This window comes from Cardiobacterium sp. (assembly GCF_057314735.1).
This window is the reverse complement of record NZ_DBHKZK010000055.1, coordinates 43,205-58,532: the sequence shown is the minus strand read 5'-3', so window position 1 is coordinate 58,532 and position 15,328 is coordinate 43,205. Positions and strand designations below refer to the sequence as shown.

Below are 15,328 nucleotides of genomic sequence, written 5' to 3'. Positions count from 1 at the left end.
CCCTCCCCGACCCTCCCCCGGGCCCCACGCAAAATGCGGATGCATTTTGCGTGGGGCCCGCCCGCTGCGGGCTTCGCCTGCAGGGGAGGGGGATTTTAAACAGGTTCTAAAGGCTGTTTATAGCCATCCACCGAAAGTTTCAGACAAGGCGCGCCGCCTCGCCGTACATCCGAATAGTCAAGCAGCCCCTTCGTTCTCACCCTGCACATCTACCCAAGTCAGGCCGTATTTTTGCAGGTATTTGCGCAGGCGGTCGCTGTCGTTGGTTCTGGCGAGCTGTTCGCGCGAGACGTTGTAAAGCGCGCGCCCGGCGGCGGCGAGGCTTTTGTGCTGGCGGCAGATGTTAATCACCGCCTCCAGTTGCAGGCGCTCAAACAGGTCAAGCGCGTCGGCGTCTATGGCGGCGGGCAGCGCGCTCGCGGCGGGGCGTTCCTCCTGCCACAGGTATTGCAGGCGGGCGATTTCCGCGTCCACCAGTTCGCGGGTAATGCGCCCCTGCGGTGCCAGCGTGGCGAGGCGCATGATGCTCGCTGCCAAATCGCGGAAATTGCCGCGCCACGCCGCCTGCGGCGAGAGGGCGTAGGCGAGGTAGGCGGCGTGCGCTTCCTTGTTGAAGCGGGTGGTGCGCCCTAGCTCCTGCGAGACGAGGGCGAGCTGGTGCGCGATGTTCGGCTCGATGTCCTCGCGCCGCTCTGCCAACGCGGGCAGTGGGTAGTTCCAGATGTTGATGCGCGCGTAGAGGTCTTCGCGGAAGCGGCCTTCGCGCACGTCCGCACGCAGGTCGCGGTTGGTGCCGGCGATGAGCTGGAAATGGCTTTCGCTTTCCTGGTCGCTGCCGACCGGGTAGAAGCGTTTTTCTTCCAGCGCTTTCAACAGCATCGCCTGCTCGTCCAGCCCCAGCTCACCGATTTCGTCCAAAAACAGTACGCCGCCGTCGGCGCTTTTCAAATAACCATCGCGCTTTTCCACCGCTCCGGTGTACGCGCCTTTCTTGTGGCCGAACAAGGCAGAGGCCGCGCCGTCGCCGCGCAGGGTGGCGCAGTTCACATCAACGAAGACGCCGCGCACCTGGTGTCGCGCCTTTTTCAGTTCAAAAATCCGCCGCGCCAGCATCGATTTGCCCGCGCCGGTCGGGCCGGTGAGGAGGATGGGCGAGGGCGAGTTGAGCGCGACCTGCTCAATTTCGGCAATCATGCGGTTGAACGCCGGGTTGCGGGTGGCGATGCCGCTTTTCAGATAGCGCACGGCGTCGTCGCGCACGGCGGCAAGGCGGGCGGCAAGCGCGTCGTAGCGGGCGAGGTCAAGGTCAATCAGTTCGTAGGTGCCGACGTCGCCGCGCGCCATTTGCCGTTTCTGGTTTTTCGGCGGCGCGGTTTGCAGCAAGAGTCCGGGAATCTGCCGTGATTCGACGAGGAGGAACAGGCAGATTTGCGCGACGTGGGTGCCGGTGGTGATATGCACCCAGTATTCTTCTTTTTCGGTATCAAAGGGATAGTCCGCTGCCCAGTCGTGCAGGCGGGTATAGACTTCGCTGAAATCCCAAGGGTTGGTGAGCTCCATCTGCACCAGATTGACGGCGGTGTGCGGCGCGCGGTCGCGGATGTCGGCGCGGACGAGGTCGGCCAGCGGGCGGTATTTGTCGGCGTAGAAGAGTTCGATGCGGTCGAGGATGAGGTCATTGCGCTGGTTCATGGCGACGTTCGGCCGCCATTTGTGCCAGCGGCCTTCACCGCCGCCAGCGTCCAGTTGGGTGCCGAGGAAACTGATAACGACGCGGTTTTTTGGGGCCATGGTTGTGGGTGGGTAGATACGAGTGGGTTTTGTCATTACACTGGCAGGACATTTTCACTACGGAGTTATTTTTATGAATCAGTCCACCATGTATCAGTTCCGCATTGATGCGGAGGAAAAGGCGCGTGCTTTTGCGGTGTTTGAGCGCCTGGGTATTAAACCTGCGCAAGCAATCCGGTTATTTTTGCGGCAAGTGAGTGTTACCCAGTCCATTCCTTTTCCGGTAAGTACACCAAATGAAACGACGGTTGCGGCAATGGAAGCCGCGCGGCGTGGCGAGGTTGAGCATTTTGCAACGCCGGAGGAATTATTCAAGGCGCTTGATACTGCGGATGAAGAATGAGGACGCTGGCAATGACCAAGCAATTCCGCCGCGACTATAAACGTTGCGGCGAATTGTCGGCGGGATGGATAGAGATTCTTTACAAGTTGCTGAATGATGAGGCATTGCCACCACGCTGCGTTGATCATTCCTTGAGTGGCAATTGACAAGATTTTCATGATTGTCATGTTAAGCCGGATTTGGTGTTGATTTATCGCAAATACGATAATGTGCTGGAACTGGTGCGTTTGGGTAGTCATAGTGAACTGGATTTATAAAGTTCGCCGCGGCGCATCATCCATTGTTTTTCCGGGCGGTTACGACGCAAGCGTCTAACCGCCCTGCTTTTTTATAGATACTTGCCCGCCTCTTTTATACTCAACGCCGCCATTTTTTCGCGGCGGCTTTCTATATATTCCCGCACCCATGCGGGATTGGTTTTGCTGTAATCACGCAATGCCCAGCCAATTGCCTTGTTAATGAAAAATTCGCTTTGTCCGAGGTTGTTATCAAGAATCTGTGCCAGTAGTTCGGTATCGGTTTTTTCTTTGCGCAGTAATTGGTGGCCAATGGCGATGCGGCGCAACCAGATATTTTCATCACGGCTCCAGTCGAGAATCACCGCATGGATTTCGGGATAACGCAGGGCAATGCCACCGACAATGCGGTCGAGAAAGTCGATGGTGTCCCACCACGATTTCGTCGTGATGAGGCGGTGCAGGCACGGCAAGTCAGCCGGGGTGAGCTGCTTCTGCACGGCGCGCAACAGTTCCAGCGCGGCATACTGGTATTCGCGCGCTTCCGCCTGCCAGCAGGCATCAATCGTCTGCCAATCCACGCCTTCGCGCGCGGCGGCCTTGAGATGTGGCTTAAGCGTCGCTTTAAGCTGCGGTTTGGGGATACCGAGGAAAGGAAAGCGGTTTTTCATGTACGCCTGCATTTGCGCGGCACGCAACGGGTTGGCGAGCGGCGTGAGCAGGCGGACGAAATCGTCATATTTCATCAAATTTCTCCGTAAGATAGCTATGCAACGGCTCAGGGCAGACGCAGTAAATCGCGTTAAAGCCTTCGGCGAGGTTCGGCGGTTCGAGCGATTTGTGGGTGGCGATAGAAGAGGACGAGTTGCATGGCACTATGTTATAGCTATTTTTCTATTTCATAGGATTATTTTCTATATTTTTCGCGTTTTAGGGTAGGGTAGGGCGGCGAGCGAGGACGGTTGGCATGGTTTTTTCTCCTTTGTTTTTAGCGTGTTGTGAAAGTATTTTTGCACGCCAGCGGCGCTGGCACGTTTCGGGCAATAGGGTTAGTGCAAGTTGCTTGCAGCTTGTAGCGGATAACCGCAGCGCCAGATGCGCAGGAAATTACAATGACAGGGTCGCGGGTTCGAGTCCCGCCCTGCCGGTTCGCCGGCAGGTAACTCAGCCAGGTAGAGTATGTGAGCATTTCCTGCACCCTCGTTGGCGTCTGCGCCGCTTGTGGGCAAATGCCGGAGGAACGCAGCGGGCCCCGTTTGTGTTCCATGCAACAACCCGCAGAAGAAAACCCTTCCTTCTGCGGAAAAATGAAATCGCTTGCATGGGATACAAACGGGCAGCGAGGTCAGCCTCTTAAGCTCGTGGTCGCGGGTTCGAGTCCCGCCCCTGCCACTTCAATGGCAGGGTAGCTCAGCGGTAGAGCACGAAAACGTTTCTCCAACCCTGGTTGCCCGCACCCCGGCAAATGCGGAAGGAATTACATGGGGGTCGTAAATGCAGGTTCGAGTCCTGCTCCTGCCTTGCAGGATAGTCTAACGGGCAAGACGATGACTGTTTATTTCTTCAAACCCTCGTTGTCGGGTTTTTGAATTTCTGGTGCGGTGGTTTTTACCGCCGCGCCGCAACCGTTTGCGAATGAATGCGGGCAGGATTACATCTTTTGGAGATTGCACCAATCTTGCCTTTAACTTGTCATTCGTTTTGGGCGAATGCCGACAGGATTACATTGGTTATCGCAGGTTCGATTCCTGCAAATCTTGTCCCTGTTGTCGCCCGCCTGGCGAATGCCGGCAGGACTACAACTTCCCACGTTATTTGTCTTGCCATTACTGGTCGCCACTTTTATTACCAGGAGAATAAATCATGGCCAATTTCCATATCTTTTCATCCAAAAAAACCGATACCCGTAACGAAGCCGGTGTCCGCGCCTATACGCTTTCTCCGAAACAGCAACTGGCGCAACTCGCCGCGACCGGCTGCTTTAATGATACTTTCTATGCCTCCGCCGAAACCCAACTAGAACAAATATTAAATATTGCGCAAAAAGTAGAACTGCTTTTTATTGCGAAAACGGCAATCTATGCGCGCGAACGCGGCTATATGAAAGATATGCCCGCATTATTATTGGCAATGCTTGCCGAACGCGATGTTGCCTTGTGCGCGCAAATATTCGACCGCGTCATTGATAACGGCAAAATGCTGCGTAATTTCGCACAAATGGTGCGCAGTGGTGTAACCGGGCGCAAATCATTCGGCAGCCGCCCGAAAAAACTGATTCAACAATGGCTGCTTGCCGCCAATGAAAAACAATTATTGCAGGCGGCGATTGGCAATAATCCTTCACTCGCCGATGTGGTGAAAATGGTGCATCCGAAGCCGCGCGAAGCCTGGCGCGCCGCCTGGTTCGCCTGGCTGATTGGCAAACCCTACGAACGCGCCGCACTGCCGCCGCTGACCCGCGCCTTTGAAGACTACAAAGCCCAGCGCAGCGGCAAATTGCCGGACGTGCCGTTCCAACTGCTGACCGCGCTGGAGCTGGACACCGCCGCCTGGGCGCAAATCGCGCACAATGGCTCATGGCAGCAGGTACGGCAAAGCCTCAACACCTTCGCCCGCCACGGCGTGTTCCGTGATGACAGTATCGTGTGGGAAGTGGTAGCAAAGCTCACCGACGCCAGCGCGATTGCCAAAGCGCGTGTCATGCCCTACCAATTGCTGACCGCCTATCAGGCGGCGGACAGCGCGCTGCCGCCCGCCATCCGCGAGGCGCTGCAAGACGCGATGGAAATCGCGGTGCAGAACGTGCCGCGCCTTGCTGGCAACATCGTCGTCTGCCCGGACGTCTCCGGCTCGATGAACAGCTCGGTAACGGGTTACCGCCAAGGCGCGACCAGCGCGACCCGCTGCGTCGATGTCGCCGCGCTGGTCTCCGCCGCCATGCTGCGCCACAACCCGCAGGCGCGCGTACTGCCGTTTGACACCCGTGTCGCCAAAATCCAGCTCAATCCGCGCGACAGCATCATGACCAACGCGGAAAAACTGGCACAACTCTGCGGCGGTGGCACATCGTGCAGCGCACCGCTGGCATGGCTGAACCGCGAAAAAGCGCCGGTCGATTTGCTGCTGATGATTTCCGACAACGAATCGTGGGCGGATGTGGCACGCGGCAAAAACAGCGCGATGCTGGCAGAATGGGACAAAATCAAGGAACGCTGCCCGCAGGCAAAACTGGTCTGCCTTGACATCCAGCCCTATGCGACCGTGCAGGCACGCAACCGGCATGACATATTGAATATTGGCGGCTTCTCCGATCAAGTATTTCATTTGCTCGGCGCCTTCGCCGCACAAAACAACAGCGCGGATTTTTGGGTAGAAATGATCGAGAAAATCCGGATTGCGGAAAAAGCGGCTTGATGCCCAAATGGTAGGGGCGGTTAGGCGAAGCCGTAACCGCCCAATTTATGGCTGCGGGCGGTTACGCTACGCTAACCGCCCCTACGTTTTAACCAATACTAAAAAAGAACCCATGCAAAAATTCATCCTCCTGCGCGGTCACCAAGGCTCAGGCAAAAGCACCTTCGCGCAAGAACAAATCAACGTCTTCCAAAAACAATACCCGGATGCGGAAATCATCCACATCGAAAACGATTTGTTAATGACCGACGAAAACGGCAATTACCGCTTTACTGTGGATGGCATCGAACAGGCACAACGCAAGGGACAGGCAATGATGTTAAACGCCTGCAAACGGGCGCAACAAAACCCGCAGCAGCCCATGCTCATCATCAATTCCAACACCAACCAAAAAGGCTCCGCCTGCATTCACCTGATGCAGCAGGCGCGCAAACATGGATTGCTGGTCGAAGTCTATCGTCTGCATAACTTTTACCCAAATCACCACGGCGTGAAAGAAGCGGATGTCCTCGCCGCCTATATCAAATTAAACAACAACCGCCTGCGCGAAGAAATCCACGTCAAGGCAATGCAACCGATGAATGCTGAAACCGCTGCCCTGATAGAAGAAATGCAACAATTCAGCCAACGTGAACTCGATTACGACGAAAACCAACACACCTGGGTGACGGAAAAATACCTGCGCCTGGGACGGCGCGATTTCGTCGCAAAAATAACCAAGCGTTACCCGGAACTCTCCGTGCTGAAATACAAGCGCAATGTGTTTTACGATAACCGCTTTGACGAAGCATTGCGGGAAATGCGCGGCCTGGTAATAGATAACCATAACCGCATCATTGTTCGCCCGTTCAAAAAACAATTTAACTACTCCGAACGCATCGCAAAAAACAGCAAATACCCGCTGCATCTTGACGACGCGCAGCGCGTCGATGCCGTCGTCAAAATCAACGGCTTCCTCGGCTGCTGTACTTATGTGGCATTGCCGCCGGAACACCCAAGCCATGCGGCGGCATTCAATCATCAAGTGATTTATTCCACCACCGGCTCACTCGATAGCGATTTTGCCAAAATGGTAGAAAGCCATTGCCATCAATATGAAGCATTATTTAAGGCATATCCAAACCATACCTTCCTTTTTGAAATCACCGACGCCAAAGACGTGCATATCATTCAGGAAAGATTGGGCGAAACGCTGATTGGCGTGATAGATGTGGCGACTGGCCGCCATTTCCGCGAAGACGAAGTCAATAAAATCGCTGCTGCATACGGCTTGCAGCGCCCGCCGATGCTGGAAAATATCACCTTTGGCGAACTGAAAGCGCTGCTGAAAACCGTCAAACACGAAGGCTTTATGGTCTTTGATGCCGAAACGAAAGAAACGCTGTTCAAACTGAAATCGCCGTATTACCTCGTTTCCAAATTCTTTGGCCGCAGCAATGAAAACAGCTTGGGACGCAAACTGGACAAAAAGCACGTCGATGAAGAATACTATCCGCTGGTGGATTACCTGTGCGAACAACGCGACACCTTCAACACGCTGGGTGAGCAGGAAAAAATCGCCTTTATCCAGCGCTATCTGGAAAACATGATTGAGTAACCCCATGTGCAACATCTATTTCACCTCCGACCTGCATTTCTCGCATCAAAATATTGCCAAATTCTGCCCGCAATTCCGCCAATATGGTGATGTGGACGAAATGAATGAGGCGCTGATTCGCTACTGGAATGAAACCGTACAACCGGAAGATATTGTCTATAACCTCGGCGACCTCTCCTTTGCGCGCGATATTACCGCCATTGCGAAAGTATTGCGCCGCTTGAATGGGCAGCATCATTTGATATACGGCAATCACGACAACGTGATTATGAAGAACAACAAATATTTCCTGACGACGCTTAAAAATGATGGCCAGCCCATATTGGCATCGGTGCAGCATTATTTGAAACTGCATCTGGAAATGATGAGCGAGCCGCTTATTCTTTTTCATTACCCGATACAGGAATGGGACGGCTGCCATAAAGGTTGGTATCACCTCTATGGTCATTTGCATGACCGCATGGCGAAAGTTCCGGGGCGCTTGCTTAATGTCGGCTATGATTTGCATGGCCGTTTTCTCATACCGCAGGATATTGAAGAATTTTTGGCGCGTTTGCCCAAAGTGGCGCATCATGACGAAGCGGCAATTACCGTAAAAAGCAAAGACCTGAAAGATGCCAAAGAAGAAATTTGGGCAGAATTATTGCGGCTGAATTATCACTAAATAAATACAGGAGAAATTCATGAAATTGGCTGAAGCCTTAATGGAACGCGCCGATTTGCAGCGCAGATTGGTGCAAATTCGTGAGCGGATGAAACAAAATGCCCTTTATCAGGAAGGCGAAACGCCGGCGGAATCCGTCGCGGAATTGCTGAAAGAATATCGCCGCTGTGCCGAACGGCTGGAAACATTAGTCGTTGCTATTAACCGCAGCAATCAGCAAATTGTCTTGGCAGATGGTACACCGATGCTAGAAGCACTTGCCCGCCGCGATGGCTTGATACGGGAATGTTCGATGCTAATTGCTTTGTGCGAAGCGGCAATGCCGGATAATTCCCGCTATAGCCGCAGCGAATTGCGCTATGTGTCCGCGGTAAATATTGCAGAGCTTCGTAAAGAAGCGGACAAATTGGCGCAAAGCTGCCGCCAATTGGATATTTTAGTGCAGCAGGCGAATTGGTCGAATGAATTAAATTGAATTAAAGCTGTTTGGTAACTGGCAAAGAAGCGAACACAAAACCAAGAAAAATATCATCGCATGGCGAAGGGCAGCCTAAGGGGAAGTCCCCCATTACTGTGATTGCCCCGTACATGTCATGGTGTAAGGTGTATTGCGTATTGATGACTACCATGTGTTGGTCTGTGCCAGTGAGGGTGGGTTCGGGGTTTGACAGCGTTAAAATGAAAAAACCGCCGAAAAGGCGGTTCTTTGCTTTGCTGTATTAATTTTGGTGGTGTCCTAAAAAGTATGCTGCCTCAAACGCGCCCGTAATTGATATAGAAAAAACCGATGGCAAATGCCTTAACGTGATAGAACATCTTCTTGGAAAAACAGCAGGTTTTACGCACCGCACGGCGTATCCGTTGGCGTAAACGGCAGTTGTTCCCCTCAATGCCGACGGTATATTGTTTACCCACTTGGTGCCCCTCATCTTGAAAGGCTTTCAGAAAAGCCGCCCAGTTGTCCGTAGCAATCCGGTCATAAGTAACGCCCAATGCTTTTAATCGCTGTTTTAGCTGCATAACCGTCGCCAAATCCCGCTTGCCCCATTCATAGGCAACGATTTCCCCGCCCGCCTGGTCATAGGCATAAATCAACCAGACTTTGTTGCGCTTTTTGCCGACAAACGTCCAAAATTCATCCACTTGCAATGTCTGGTAATGCGTGCGTTGAGGGCTGATTTGATGGGTACTGCGCTTCAACGCCGCCTGAACCTTGCCGCGGCTGTAGGTCGGGCTTCCATGCCCGATGTCTTTGTCCCCGGAGCTCATGAATGAGCGGTCTGCGTGCGTGCCACGATAAATCCCTCCCCGCCCCTCCCCTACGGGGGGGGGGGGGGGGGCGGGGAGGCGGTGTGATGCGTATTTGTTTCCGTAACCGTTCGTGTCGGCGCGGCAAGTCCTGTTCTGCGGTTTCAGCAGGTTTTGCAGGGCGGTCATGAATGGACGGGTTGCGAGCGGGCGGTCTCTCGCTGCGCGAGCAATAACTTGTCGCTGCGCTAATCGCCTCTACCTGCCGTTGCGGGCGACGCACCAGCCGACGCCGCGTACGTTGCGGATGCTATCCGCACCCAGTTTTTTACGCAGCGCGTGGATGAGGTAGTCGATGGCGTTGCTTTCCACTTCTTCGCCCCAGCCGTAGGTTTTGTCTTCCAGCTCGGCGCGCGAGAGGATGTGGCCAGGACGCTGCATCAGCGCGTGCAGGATGGTGTATTCGCGCGCGGTGAGCTGGCGCGTTTCGCCGTCGTCGTGGCGGCGCGCTTCGCGGGTGGCGGGGTTCAGGGTGATGATGCCGTTGTCGAGTTCGTTGTTGGCGCTGTGCTGACTGTGGCGGCGCAGCACGGCACGCATCCGCGCCAGCAGTTCTGCCAATTCAAAGGGTTTGACGAGGTAGTCGTCCGCGCCGCCGTCGAGGCCGCGCAGGCGGCTGTCGAGGTCGTCGCGCGCGGTGAGGATGAGTACCGGGGTGGCGGCGTTTTGCCGCAGTTCGGCAAGCACGTCCAGTCCGTCTTTTTTCGGCAGGCCGAGGTCGAGCAGGATGAGGTCGTAGTTTTCGCTTTCGGCGGCGCGCAGCACCATCGCGCCGTCTTTGACCCAGTCCACGGCGTAGGCGGCGTCTTTGAGGCCGGCATGGACGGCTTCGCCAATCATGCGGTCGTCTTCGGCAAGGAGGATGCGCATCGGGGTTCTTGGTGTGCGGGGCGATCAGGCAAAGCCATCACCGCCCGTAGAAATCAAACGGGCGGTGACGCGCTGCGCCAACCGCCCCTACTTGTGTCTGCAATGATTTATAGCCATCCACCGAAAGTTTCAGACAAGGCGCGTCGCCGAAGACAGTACGCGGTTGTACGGCGCGGGTTTCCCTAAAAAATGGCTCCGCCATTTTTTAGGGTGCCCGGTCAGGCGACGCAACACCGTATGTGGCTTTCGGGGGATGGCTATAACATTGCGCCCGCAACATCTGACGCCCGCCATTGCCAGTGGTACAAACACCCGCACGTCATCGCCAAAGGCAACTTCAGCATCAGCCTCACCCTCGTCCTCTGCACCAGTCTCGCCAGCCTGGCCATCCCTGCCAGCGACCAAACGGCCAGCCTGCCAGGCATTCTCCTCCTGCTCATTCCCGGCGCGCCCTTCCTCCTCGGCCTCGGCCAGCTGGTGAACCGAACCTTTCGCCACACCGCGCGTCCGCTGGTACGCATCGCTCCCGACGGCCTGCATCTCGCCCTTGCTGACCCCGGCCAGCGCAATCTTGCCCGCCTGCCCGTGCGCGGCCATTTCCTCAGCGGCGCCTACCTCGCCAACGGCGACATCAACTGCCATATCCCGTGGCAAACCCTGCGCGACATCAGCAGCCGCACCCGGTCGCCCGGCCTCTATCAGTGGCTAGAACCTGTTCAAAATCCCGTGACGGTCGGGATGTGCGCAGGATTGGGCGGGCTGCGGCGTTGCAAAACTTGGCAAGGTAGCCCACATTGCCTGCGTTTTGCGCCTTGCATCCCATCCCAACCCGCATCGCTCCCACCTCGTCCCGGAATCTTGAACAGGTTCTAACGACAGCCACTTCATTCTCACCGGCAGCGACGGCAGACCCCGCAAAATCGGTAACGCCACCCTCGGCGACGACGACACGGCGGCTGACATCGTGTGCTGCGCCCGGCGCGCCCGCAACGGCGAACCCTGCCAACCGCAAACCCTGCTGACGCCGCTGCGCATCCGCCCCTTTGCCTGGGTTGTCCTCGCCGTAAATATCGCCTGCGCCGCGCTCTGGCTCATTCTGACCGCGTTGGCACGCCACGGCGACATCGCACCGATAACGCCCGGCATGGCCAAGGCCGTGCTGTGCCTGTATCTGCTTTTTAACTTCGTCACCCGCAGCTTGTGCGACGGGCAGGCGAGCGCCCGCCGGCGATATTGAGGCGTTGGGATAGCTATAAACGCGCCGTAGGGTGGGGCTTGCCCCACCGCCGCCGCACTATGGCGGATTCTGGGCGTTGTTTACTATTTGGCGGATAAGCCCCTCTCCCTCCGGGAGAGGGGTTGGGGTGAGGGCGGTAATCCATTGGAAAACCGAAACTCCACTTCACAAGCCATATCGCTCACCCCCTCCCCGGCCCTCCCCCGCTGCGGGCTTCGCCCTGCGGGGGAGGGGGGATATTCGGCGCAGCCGATACGCACGCGGTAAAAATGGGGAAAACGCGTGCGTGCCTGCGGCACACACCCTACGAGCCGGTTTAGAGGCTGTTTGCAATTGGGCGTAACACAATGATTTCGTTCGTAGGTTGGGTTAGCGAGGAACGAGCGACTGGAACAGCTCGCGTAGCGAGAGACCCAACAATTTCTACGTTGGATTACGGCGCAAGCGCCTAACCCAACCTACGAGCTGACGGTTTCTTGCCACCGTCGCAAAATCGTCGCATCACCCGGATGGTGCGCCCTATGGCGGATTCTGGGCGTAGGGTGTGGCGGCGCAGCCGACACGCACGCGGGAAAAATGGGGAACGCGTGCGTGCCTGCGGCACACGCCCTACGAGCCGGTTTACGCGCTATCGTATTGGCGGATTGCCGCGCTTGTGTCGGCGCAAAGGCTATGGCTGCGAGGGTGCGGGCGATGCGGCGGCGGGTTTTTCTTCTTCCGCACCGGTTTGTGCGCGCCCGTCCGGGCTGGCGTCGTCTTCGTCTTCGAGCATTTGTTGGATGTGGTCGCGGCGTCTGATGGCTTCGTCGAGTGCGCCGCGTTTTTCGCTATGCTCGTCGGTTATATTCCAGGCGGCGGACGGGGCGTCGGCGCGTTCGCGCCAGGCAGCAAGCGGCTTGCCGTCGCGGTCGTAGAGGATTTCGCTGCTTTCGTTGGCGTAGCGCCGGTAGAGGTAGAGCAGGTGGCCGTTGTCGTGGTAGTAGCGGATGCCGTCGGCGAGCTCGCCCGCTGCGCGGTAGGGGTCGTCCGGCTCGTCAAGGTGCTCCGGGCGCGGCATTTGTGCGGCGAGGCGGCCATCGAGGTAGATGTTCATCCGGCTTTGTGCCTTGCCGCCGGCGAAGGTCTGCACGCTGGAGATGCTGCCGTCTTTGCGGTACCAGACGACTTTGCTGTCCGCGGTGGTGGTGTCGAAGTCGTGCGGGTCGGCGTCTTTGACGAGGATAAAGGGCGCCGTCTGCGGGCTGTGGCTGTCCTGGTAGTAGTCTTGGGCGACGAGGCGGTCATCGGCGGTTTTGCCCAGCGCCTTGCGGTAGTAACCGCCGGGGCTGGCGCTGGCGACGGGGGCATTGTTGGCGTCGAAGTACCAGGTTTGGCCGTCTTTCTGCGGGGTGTAGTCGAGGGTGGCGGCGCCCGCCTGTCGTGCATCGAGGATGTTTTCCGGGAGCAGACCGGGCAGGGCGACGGGTTCGGGCAACGGGTCGGGGGCGTTGTTCGCGGGGAAGAGCTCAGCTTTGACGAGGTCAAGCAGTTCTTTCCCGCGCGCGCGGATGGGGGCGAGCTCTTCGGGCGCGGGGCCGTTGTCGAGGAGGTTGCCGTCTTTGTCCCAACTGCTGACTTCTTTCGGTTTGTCATCGGCGCTGTTATGCACGGCGATGAGCGGGCTGCCGTCTTCGCGGTAGAGGATCTGCGCGCCGTCGTCGTCGCTTTGCAGGATGGCCATCAGTTTGCCGCTGGGATAGTAGAGGCGCAGGCCGCTGCCGATTTCGCCGAGGTCGCGGTTGTAGGGGTCGTCCGCCGGGTCGTCGTCACCATCCGCTTTTGGCAGTTGTACGGCGAGGCGGCCATTCTGGTAGAAGTTGTGGCGGCCGCTTTCTTTGCCGTCGCGGTAGTCCTGGATGCTTTGTACGCTGCCGTCTTCGCGGTACCAGACGGTTTTGCTGTCGCTGTTGTCGCTGTCAAAGTCGTGCGGGTCGCTGTTTTTTTTGAGGATGAAGGGCGCGGTTTGCGGTTTGCCGCTGTCCTGGTAGTAGTCCTGGACGACGAGACGGCCATCGGCGGTTTTGCCCAGCGCCTTGCGGTAGTAACCGCCTGCGGTCGCCTGGTCAACGGGGCTGCCGCCCGCGTTGAAGTACCAGGTTTGTTCGTCGCCGGGGGTGTAGGCGATGTCGGTTTTGGCGGCGCGGGTAGCGTCGAGGATGTCTTCCGGCCAGGTGGCCGTCATGTGCGCCGGAGCTGCCAGCTGGTTGATGGCGACGGCGGGCGGGCTGTCGGGTTCGGCGCGGCGCGGGGCTTCGGGGTTGACCAGCGCGGCGGCGAGGCCAAGGGTGATGAGGATGGCGGGGAGTTGAATCATGGGGTCTCCGTGGGATTGTGGGAGCGGGCATTATAGCGGGGGTTCGCCGGGTAATTGCTGCGGTTCAAATGGTCAACGACGGGGTGTTACGGGCGCGTTGGCGGGCGACGGCTGCGGGCGCGCGCTTTCGTTGTCTTGCAGGTTGCCGCCCAAGGCGAGGTGCAGGGTCAGGCTGCGCGCGAGCTGCTCATAGCGGTTGGCAAGCTGCGATTCTTCGACGCTGCGGGTGGCGTTTTCTTTTTCCAGCACGTCTTGCAGGCTCGCCGCGCCCGCCTGGTAGCGGATGCGGGTGAGGTTTTCGATGTCTTTTGCCTGGGCAAGGCGGGTTTGCAGGCTGGCGGCTTCGTCACGGCTTTGCTGGAGGTTGAGGATGGCGTTTTGCGTTTCGCCGAGGGCGCGGTAAAGCGTCTGGCGGTAGCTGGCGAGGCTTTGCTGGTAGCCGGTTTCGGCTTCTTTGGCGGCGAGCGCCTTTTTGTGGGCGTTGAGGAAGGGCAGGGTGATGTTGGCGGTGAGTGCGCCGACGGGGTTGTGCAGCAGTTGCAGCAGGCGGTCGGCGCCGGTGCCAAGGCTCGCGCCGAGGCTGAGGTCGGGGTAGTAGTCGCGTTCGGCGATGGCGATGTTGCCGATGTTTTGTTGCAGGCGGTATTGCGCGGCGCGCAGGTCGGGGCGCTGCGCGAGCAGGTGCGCCGGGATGCCGCTGTCAATGGCGGGGACGGTGAGGGCTTTCAGGCTCGGCTCGCCGCTGATGACGCGGCTGACGGGCGCGCCGAGCAGGCTGGCGAGGGTGGTTTCAGCCTGTTGCCGCTGGTTTTGCAATTGGTCGCGGCTGGCGTCGAGGCTGGTGCGGTTTTGTTCCGCCTGGCGCAGGTCAAGCTGGCTGGCGCTGCCCGCGCGTTCTTTGGTGCGGGTGAGTTCCAGCGTTTGTGCGGCGTTTTGCCGGTAGGCGGCGTTCAGCGCCAGTTGGTCGTTGAGGTTGGCGATTTGCAGGTAGGCGCTGACGATGTCGCCGATGAGGGAGAGGCGGGTGGCGAGCAGGTCTTCGGCGCTGGCTTCGCTTTCCCATTGGGCATTGCTCTCGGCGAGGCGCAGTTTGCCCCAGAGATCGGTCTGGTAACTGACGCCGAGGCTGGTGCTGTAGTTCTGGCTGGTGCGGCCGCCGTGGCTGAGGTTGCGGTTCACGCCCGCGCCGATGCTGCCGCTGTAGTCGGGGGCGCGGTTGGCTTGGCTGTTTTCGAGTGCGATGCGGCTTTTTTGCCAGGCAAAGCCGGCGGCGGCAAGGTTCTGGTTGTGGGCAAGGCCGCGCGCGACGAGCTGGTCAAGCCCGGCGCTGCCGTAGTCGCGCCACCATTCTGTGTGCTGGTTCACGGCGCGATCGCTGCTCTCAAACATCCACGCGGCGGGGATGGCGCTTTGTGCGAGCTCTTGTTGCAGGTTGTGCGGGGCGGTGCTGGCGCAGCCTGCAAGCAGGGCGGCGAGGAGGAGGGGTTTGGCATTCATGGGTGTTCCTTGTGAAGC

The 15,328-nt window shown here is 57.9% G+C and carries 12 protein-coding genes, 1 tRNA gene and 2 pseudogenes; 9 read left to right on the top strand and 6 right to left on the bottom strand.

Annotated elements, in window-relative coordinates; translation table 11 throughout:
• Nucleotides 1-177: 177 nt before the first annotated feature.
• On the bottom strand, nucleotides 178-1,791 hold the full coding sequence (gene rtcR, locus ACO54Z_RS07555; protein WP_485996462.1) for an RNA repair transcriptional activator RtcR: 1,614 nt from the start codon (nucleotides 1,789-1,791) through the stop codon (nucleotides 178-180).
• A gap of 73 nt (nucleotides 1,792-1,864) precedes the next feature.
• On the opposite strand from rtcR, the gene ACO54Z_RS07550 reads away from it, so the two are divergent.
• On the top strand, nucleotides 1,865-2,134 hold the full coding sequence (locus ACO54Z_RS07550; RefSeq protein WP_485996461.1) for a type II toxin-antitoxin system RelB/DinJ family antitoxin: 270 nt from the start codon (nucleotides 1,865-1,867) through the stop codon (nucleotides 2,132-2,134).
• A pseudogene (locus ACO54Z_RS07545) lies at nucleotides 2,131-2,391 on the top strand (type II toxin-antitoxin system YafQ family toxin). The gene ACO54Z_RS07550 and the pseudogene ACO54Z_RS07545 overlap by 4 nt, the downstream one beginning before the upstream one ends.
• A gap of 71 nt (nucleotides 2,392-2,462) precedes the next feature.
• On the opposite strand, the gene ACO54Z_RS07540 reads toward ACO54Z_RS07545, so the two are convergent.
• Nucleotides 2,463-3,116 carry a DNA alkylation repair protein gene (locus tag ACO54Z_RS07540; RefSeq protein ID WP_485996460.1) on the bottom strand — a complete coding sequence of 218 codons (654 nt, stop codon included), beginning with the start codon at nucleotides 3,114-3,116 and terminating at the stop codon, nucleotides 2,463-2,465.
• A gap of 653 nt (nucleotides 3,117-3,769) precedes the next feature.
• Between ACO54Z_RS07540 and ACO54Z_RS07535 the strand changes: the two genes are divergently transcribed.
• From ACO54Z_RS07535 to ACO54Z_RS07515, 5 genes are all read left to right on the top strand, one after another.
• Nucleotides 3,770-3,891, top strand: a tRNA-OTHER gene (locus ACO54Z_RS07535).
• Nucleotides 3,892-4,233: 342 nt separating this feature from the next.
• Entirely contained in the window at nucleotides 4,234-5,784 is a 1,551-nt protein-coding gene (locus tag ACO54Z_RS07530) for a vWA domain-containing protein (protein ID WP_485996459.1), read from the top strand.
• 112 nt (nucleotides 5,785-5,896) lie between these two features.
• The gene (locus ACO54Z_RS07525) at nucleotides 5,897-7,381 is read left to right on the top strand and encodes an RNA ligase (RefSeq protein WP_485996458.1); all 1,485 of its coding nucleotides are present in this window, start codon (nucleotides 5,897-5,899) and stop codon (nucleotides 7,379-7,381) included.
• A 4-nt stretch (nucleotides 7,382-7,385) separates the two neighbouring features.
• Complete coding sequence (locus ACO54Z_RS07520) at nucleotides 7,386-8,045, top strand: phosphoesterase (RefSeq protein ID WP_485996457.1); 660 nt, start codon at nucleotides 7,386-7,388, stop codon at nucleotides 8,043-8,045.
• A gap of 19 nt (nucleotides 8,046-8,064) precedes the next feature.
• Nucleotides 8,065-8,520, top strand: coding sequence for a DIP1984 family protein (locus ACO54Z_RS07515; RefSeq protein WP_298080681.1), 456 nt, complete (start codon nucleotides 8,065-8,067; stop codon nucleotides 8,518-8,520).
• A gap of 278 nt (nucleotides 8,521-8,798) precedes the next feature.
• Here the strand turns inward: ACO54Z_RS07515 and ACO54Z_RS07510 are convergent.
• Both ACO54Z_RS07510 and ACO54Z_RS07505 read right to left on the bottom strand, forming a co-directional pair.
• Nucleotides 8,799-9,272 (bottom strand): annotated as a pseudogene (locus ACO54Z_RS07510) (IS1 family transposase); the annotation flags it as partial.
• A gap of 279 nt (nucleotides 9,273-9,551) precedes the next feature.
• Nucleotides 9,552-10,223 (bottom strand): response regulator transcription factor, encoded by a 672-nt coding sequence (locus tag ACO54Z_RS07505; RefSeq protein WP_298080679.1) that lies wholly within the window; start codon nucleotides 10,221-10,223, stop codon nucleotides 9,552-9,554.
• A 237-nt stretch (nucleotides 10,224-10,460) separates the two neighbouring features.
• On the opposite strand from ACO54Z_RS07505, the gene ACO54Z_RS07500 reads away from it, so the two are divergent.
• Nucleotides 10,461-11,096 carry a hypothetical protein gene (locus ACO54Z_RS07500; RefSeq protein WP_485996456.1) on the top strand — a complete coding sequence of 212 codons (636 nt, stop codon included), beginning with the start codon at nucleotides 10,461-10,463 and terminating at the stop codon, nucleotides 11,094-11,096.
• A gap of 91 nt (nucleotides 11,097-11,187) precedes the next feature.
• Nucleotides 11,188-11,460 (top strand): hypothetical protein, encoded by a 273-nt coding sequence (locus ACO54Z_RS07495; protein WP_485996455.1) that lies wholly within the window; start codon nucleotides 11,188-11,190, stop codon nucleotides 11,458-11,460.
• Between the two features lie 670 nt (nucleotides 11,461-12,130).
• On the opposite strand, the gene ACO54Z_RS07490 is transcribed toward ACO54Z_RS07495, so the two are convergent.
• The gene (locus ACO54Z_RS07490; RefSeq protein WP_485996454.1) at nucleotides 12,131-13,813 is read right to left on the bottom strand and encodes a toxin-antitoxin system YwqK family antitoxin; all 1,683 of its coding nucleotides are present in this window, start codon (nucleotides 13,811-13,813) and stop codon (nucleotides 12,131-12,133) included.
• Nucleotides 13,814-13,885: 72 nt separating this feature from the next.
• The gene (locus ACO54Z_RS07485; RefSeq protein ID WP_485996453.1) at nucleotides 13,886-15,310 is read right to left on the bottom strand and encodes an efflux transporter outer membrane subunit; all 1,425 of its coding nucleotides are present in this window, start codon (nucleotides 15,308-15,310) and stop codon (nucleotides 13,886-13,888) included.
• Between the last annotated feature and the right edge of the window lie 18 nt (nucleotides 15,311-15,328).

Bases quoted from the DNA above. Each gene is read 5' to 3' on its own strand.
- rtcR (WP_485996462.1), bottom strand. From the start codon at position 1,791: ATGGCCCCAAAAAACCGCGTCGTTATCAGTTTCCTCGGCACCCAACTG.
- ACO54Z_RS07550 (WP_485996461.1), top strand. From the start codon at position 1,865: ATGAATCAGTCCACCATGTATCAGTTCCGCATTGATGCGGAGGAAAAG.
- ACO54Z_RS07525 (WP_485996458.1), top strand. From the start codon at position 5,897: ATGCAAAAATTCATCCTCCTGCGCGGTCACCAAGGCTCAGGCAAAAGC.
- ACO54Z_RS07520 (WP_485996457.1), top strand. From the start codon at position 7,386: ATGTGCAACATCTATTTCACCTCCGACCTGCATTTCTCGCATCAAAAT.
- ACO54Z_RS07485 (WP_485996453.1), bottom strand. From the start codon at position 15,310: ATGAATGCCAAACCCCTCCTCCTCGCCGCCCTGCTTGCAGGCTGCGCC.
- ACO54Z_RS07540 (WP_485996460.1), bottom strand. From the start codon at position 3,116: ATGAAATATGACGATTTCGTCCGCCTGCTCACGCCGCTCGCCAACCCG.
- ACO54Z_RS07530 (WP_485996459.1), top strand. From the start codon at position 4,234: ATGGCCAATTTCCATATCTTTTCATCCAAAAAAACCGATACCCGTAAC.
- ACO54Z_RS07505 (WP_298080679.1), bottom strand. From the start codon at position 10,223: ATGCGCATCCTCCTTGCCGAAGACGACCGCATGATTGGCGAAGCCGTC.
- ACO54Z_RS07490 (WP_485996454.1), bottom strand. From the start codon at position 13,813: ATGATTCAACTCCCCGCCATCCTCATCACCCTTGGCCTCGCCGCCGCG.
- ACO54Z_RS07515 (WP_298080681.1), top strand. From the start codon at position 8,065: ATGAAATTGGCTGAAGCCTTAATGGAACGCGCCGATTTGCAGCGCAGA.
- ACO54Z_RS07500 (WP_485996456.1), top strand. From the start codon at position 10,461: ATGTGGCTTTCGGGGGATGGCTATAACATTGCGCCCGCAACATCTGAC.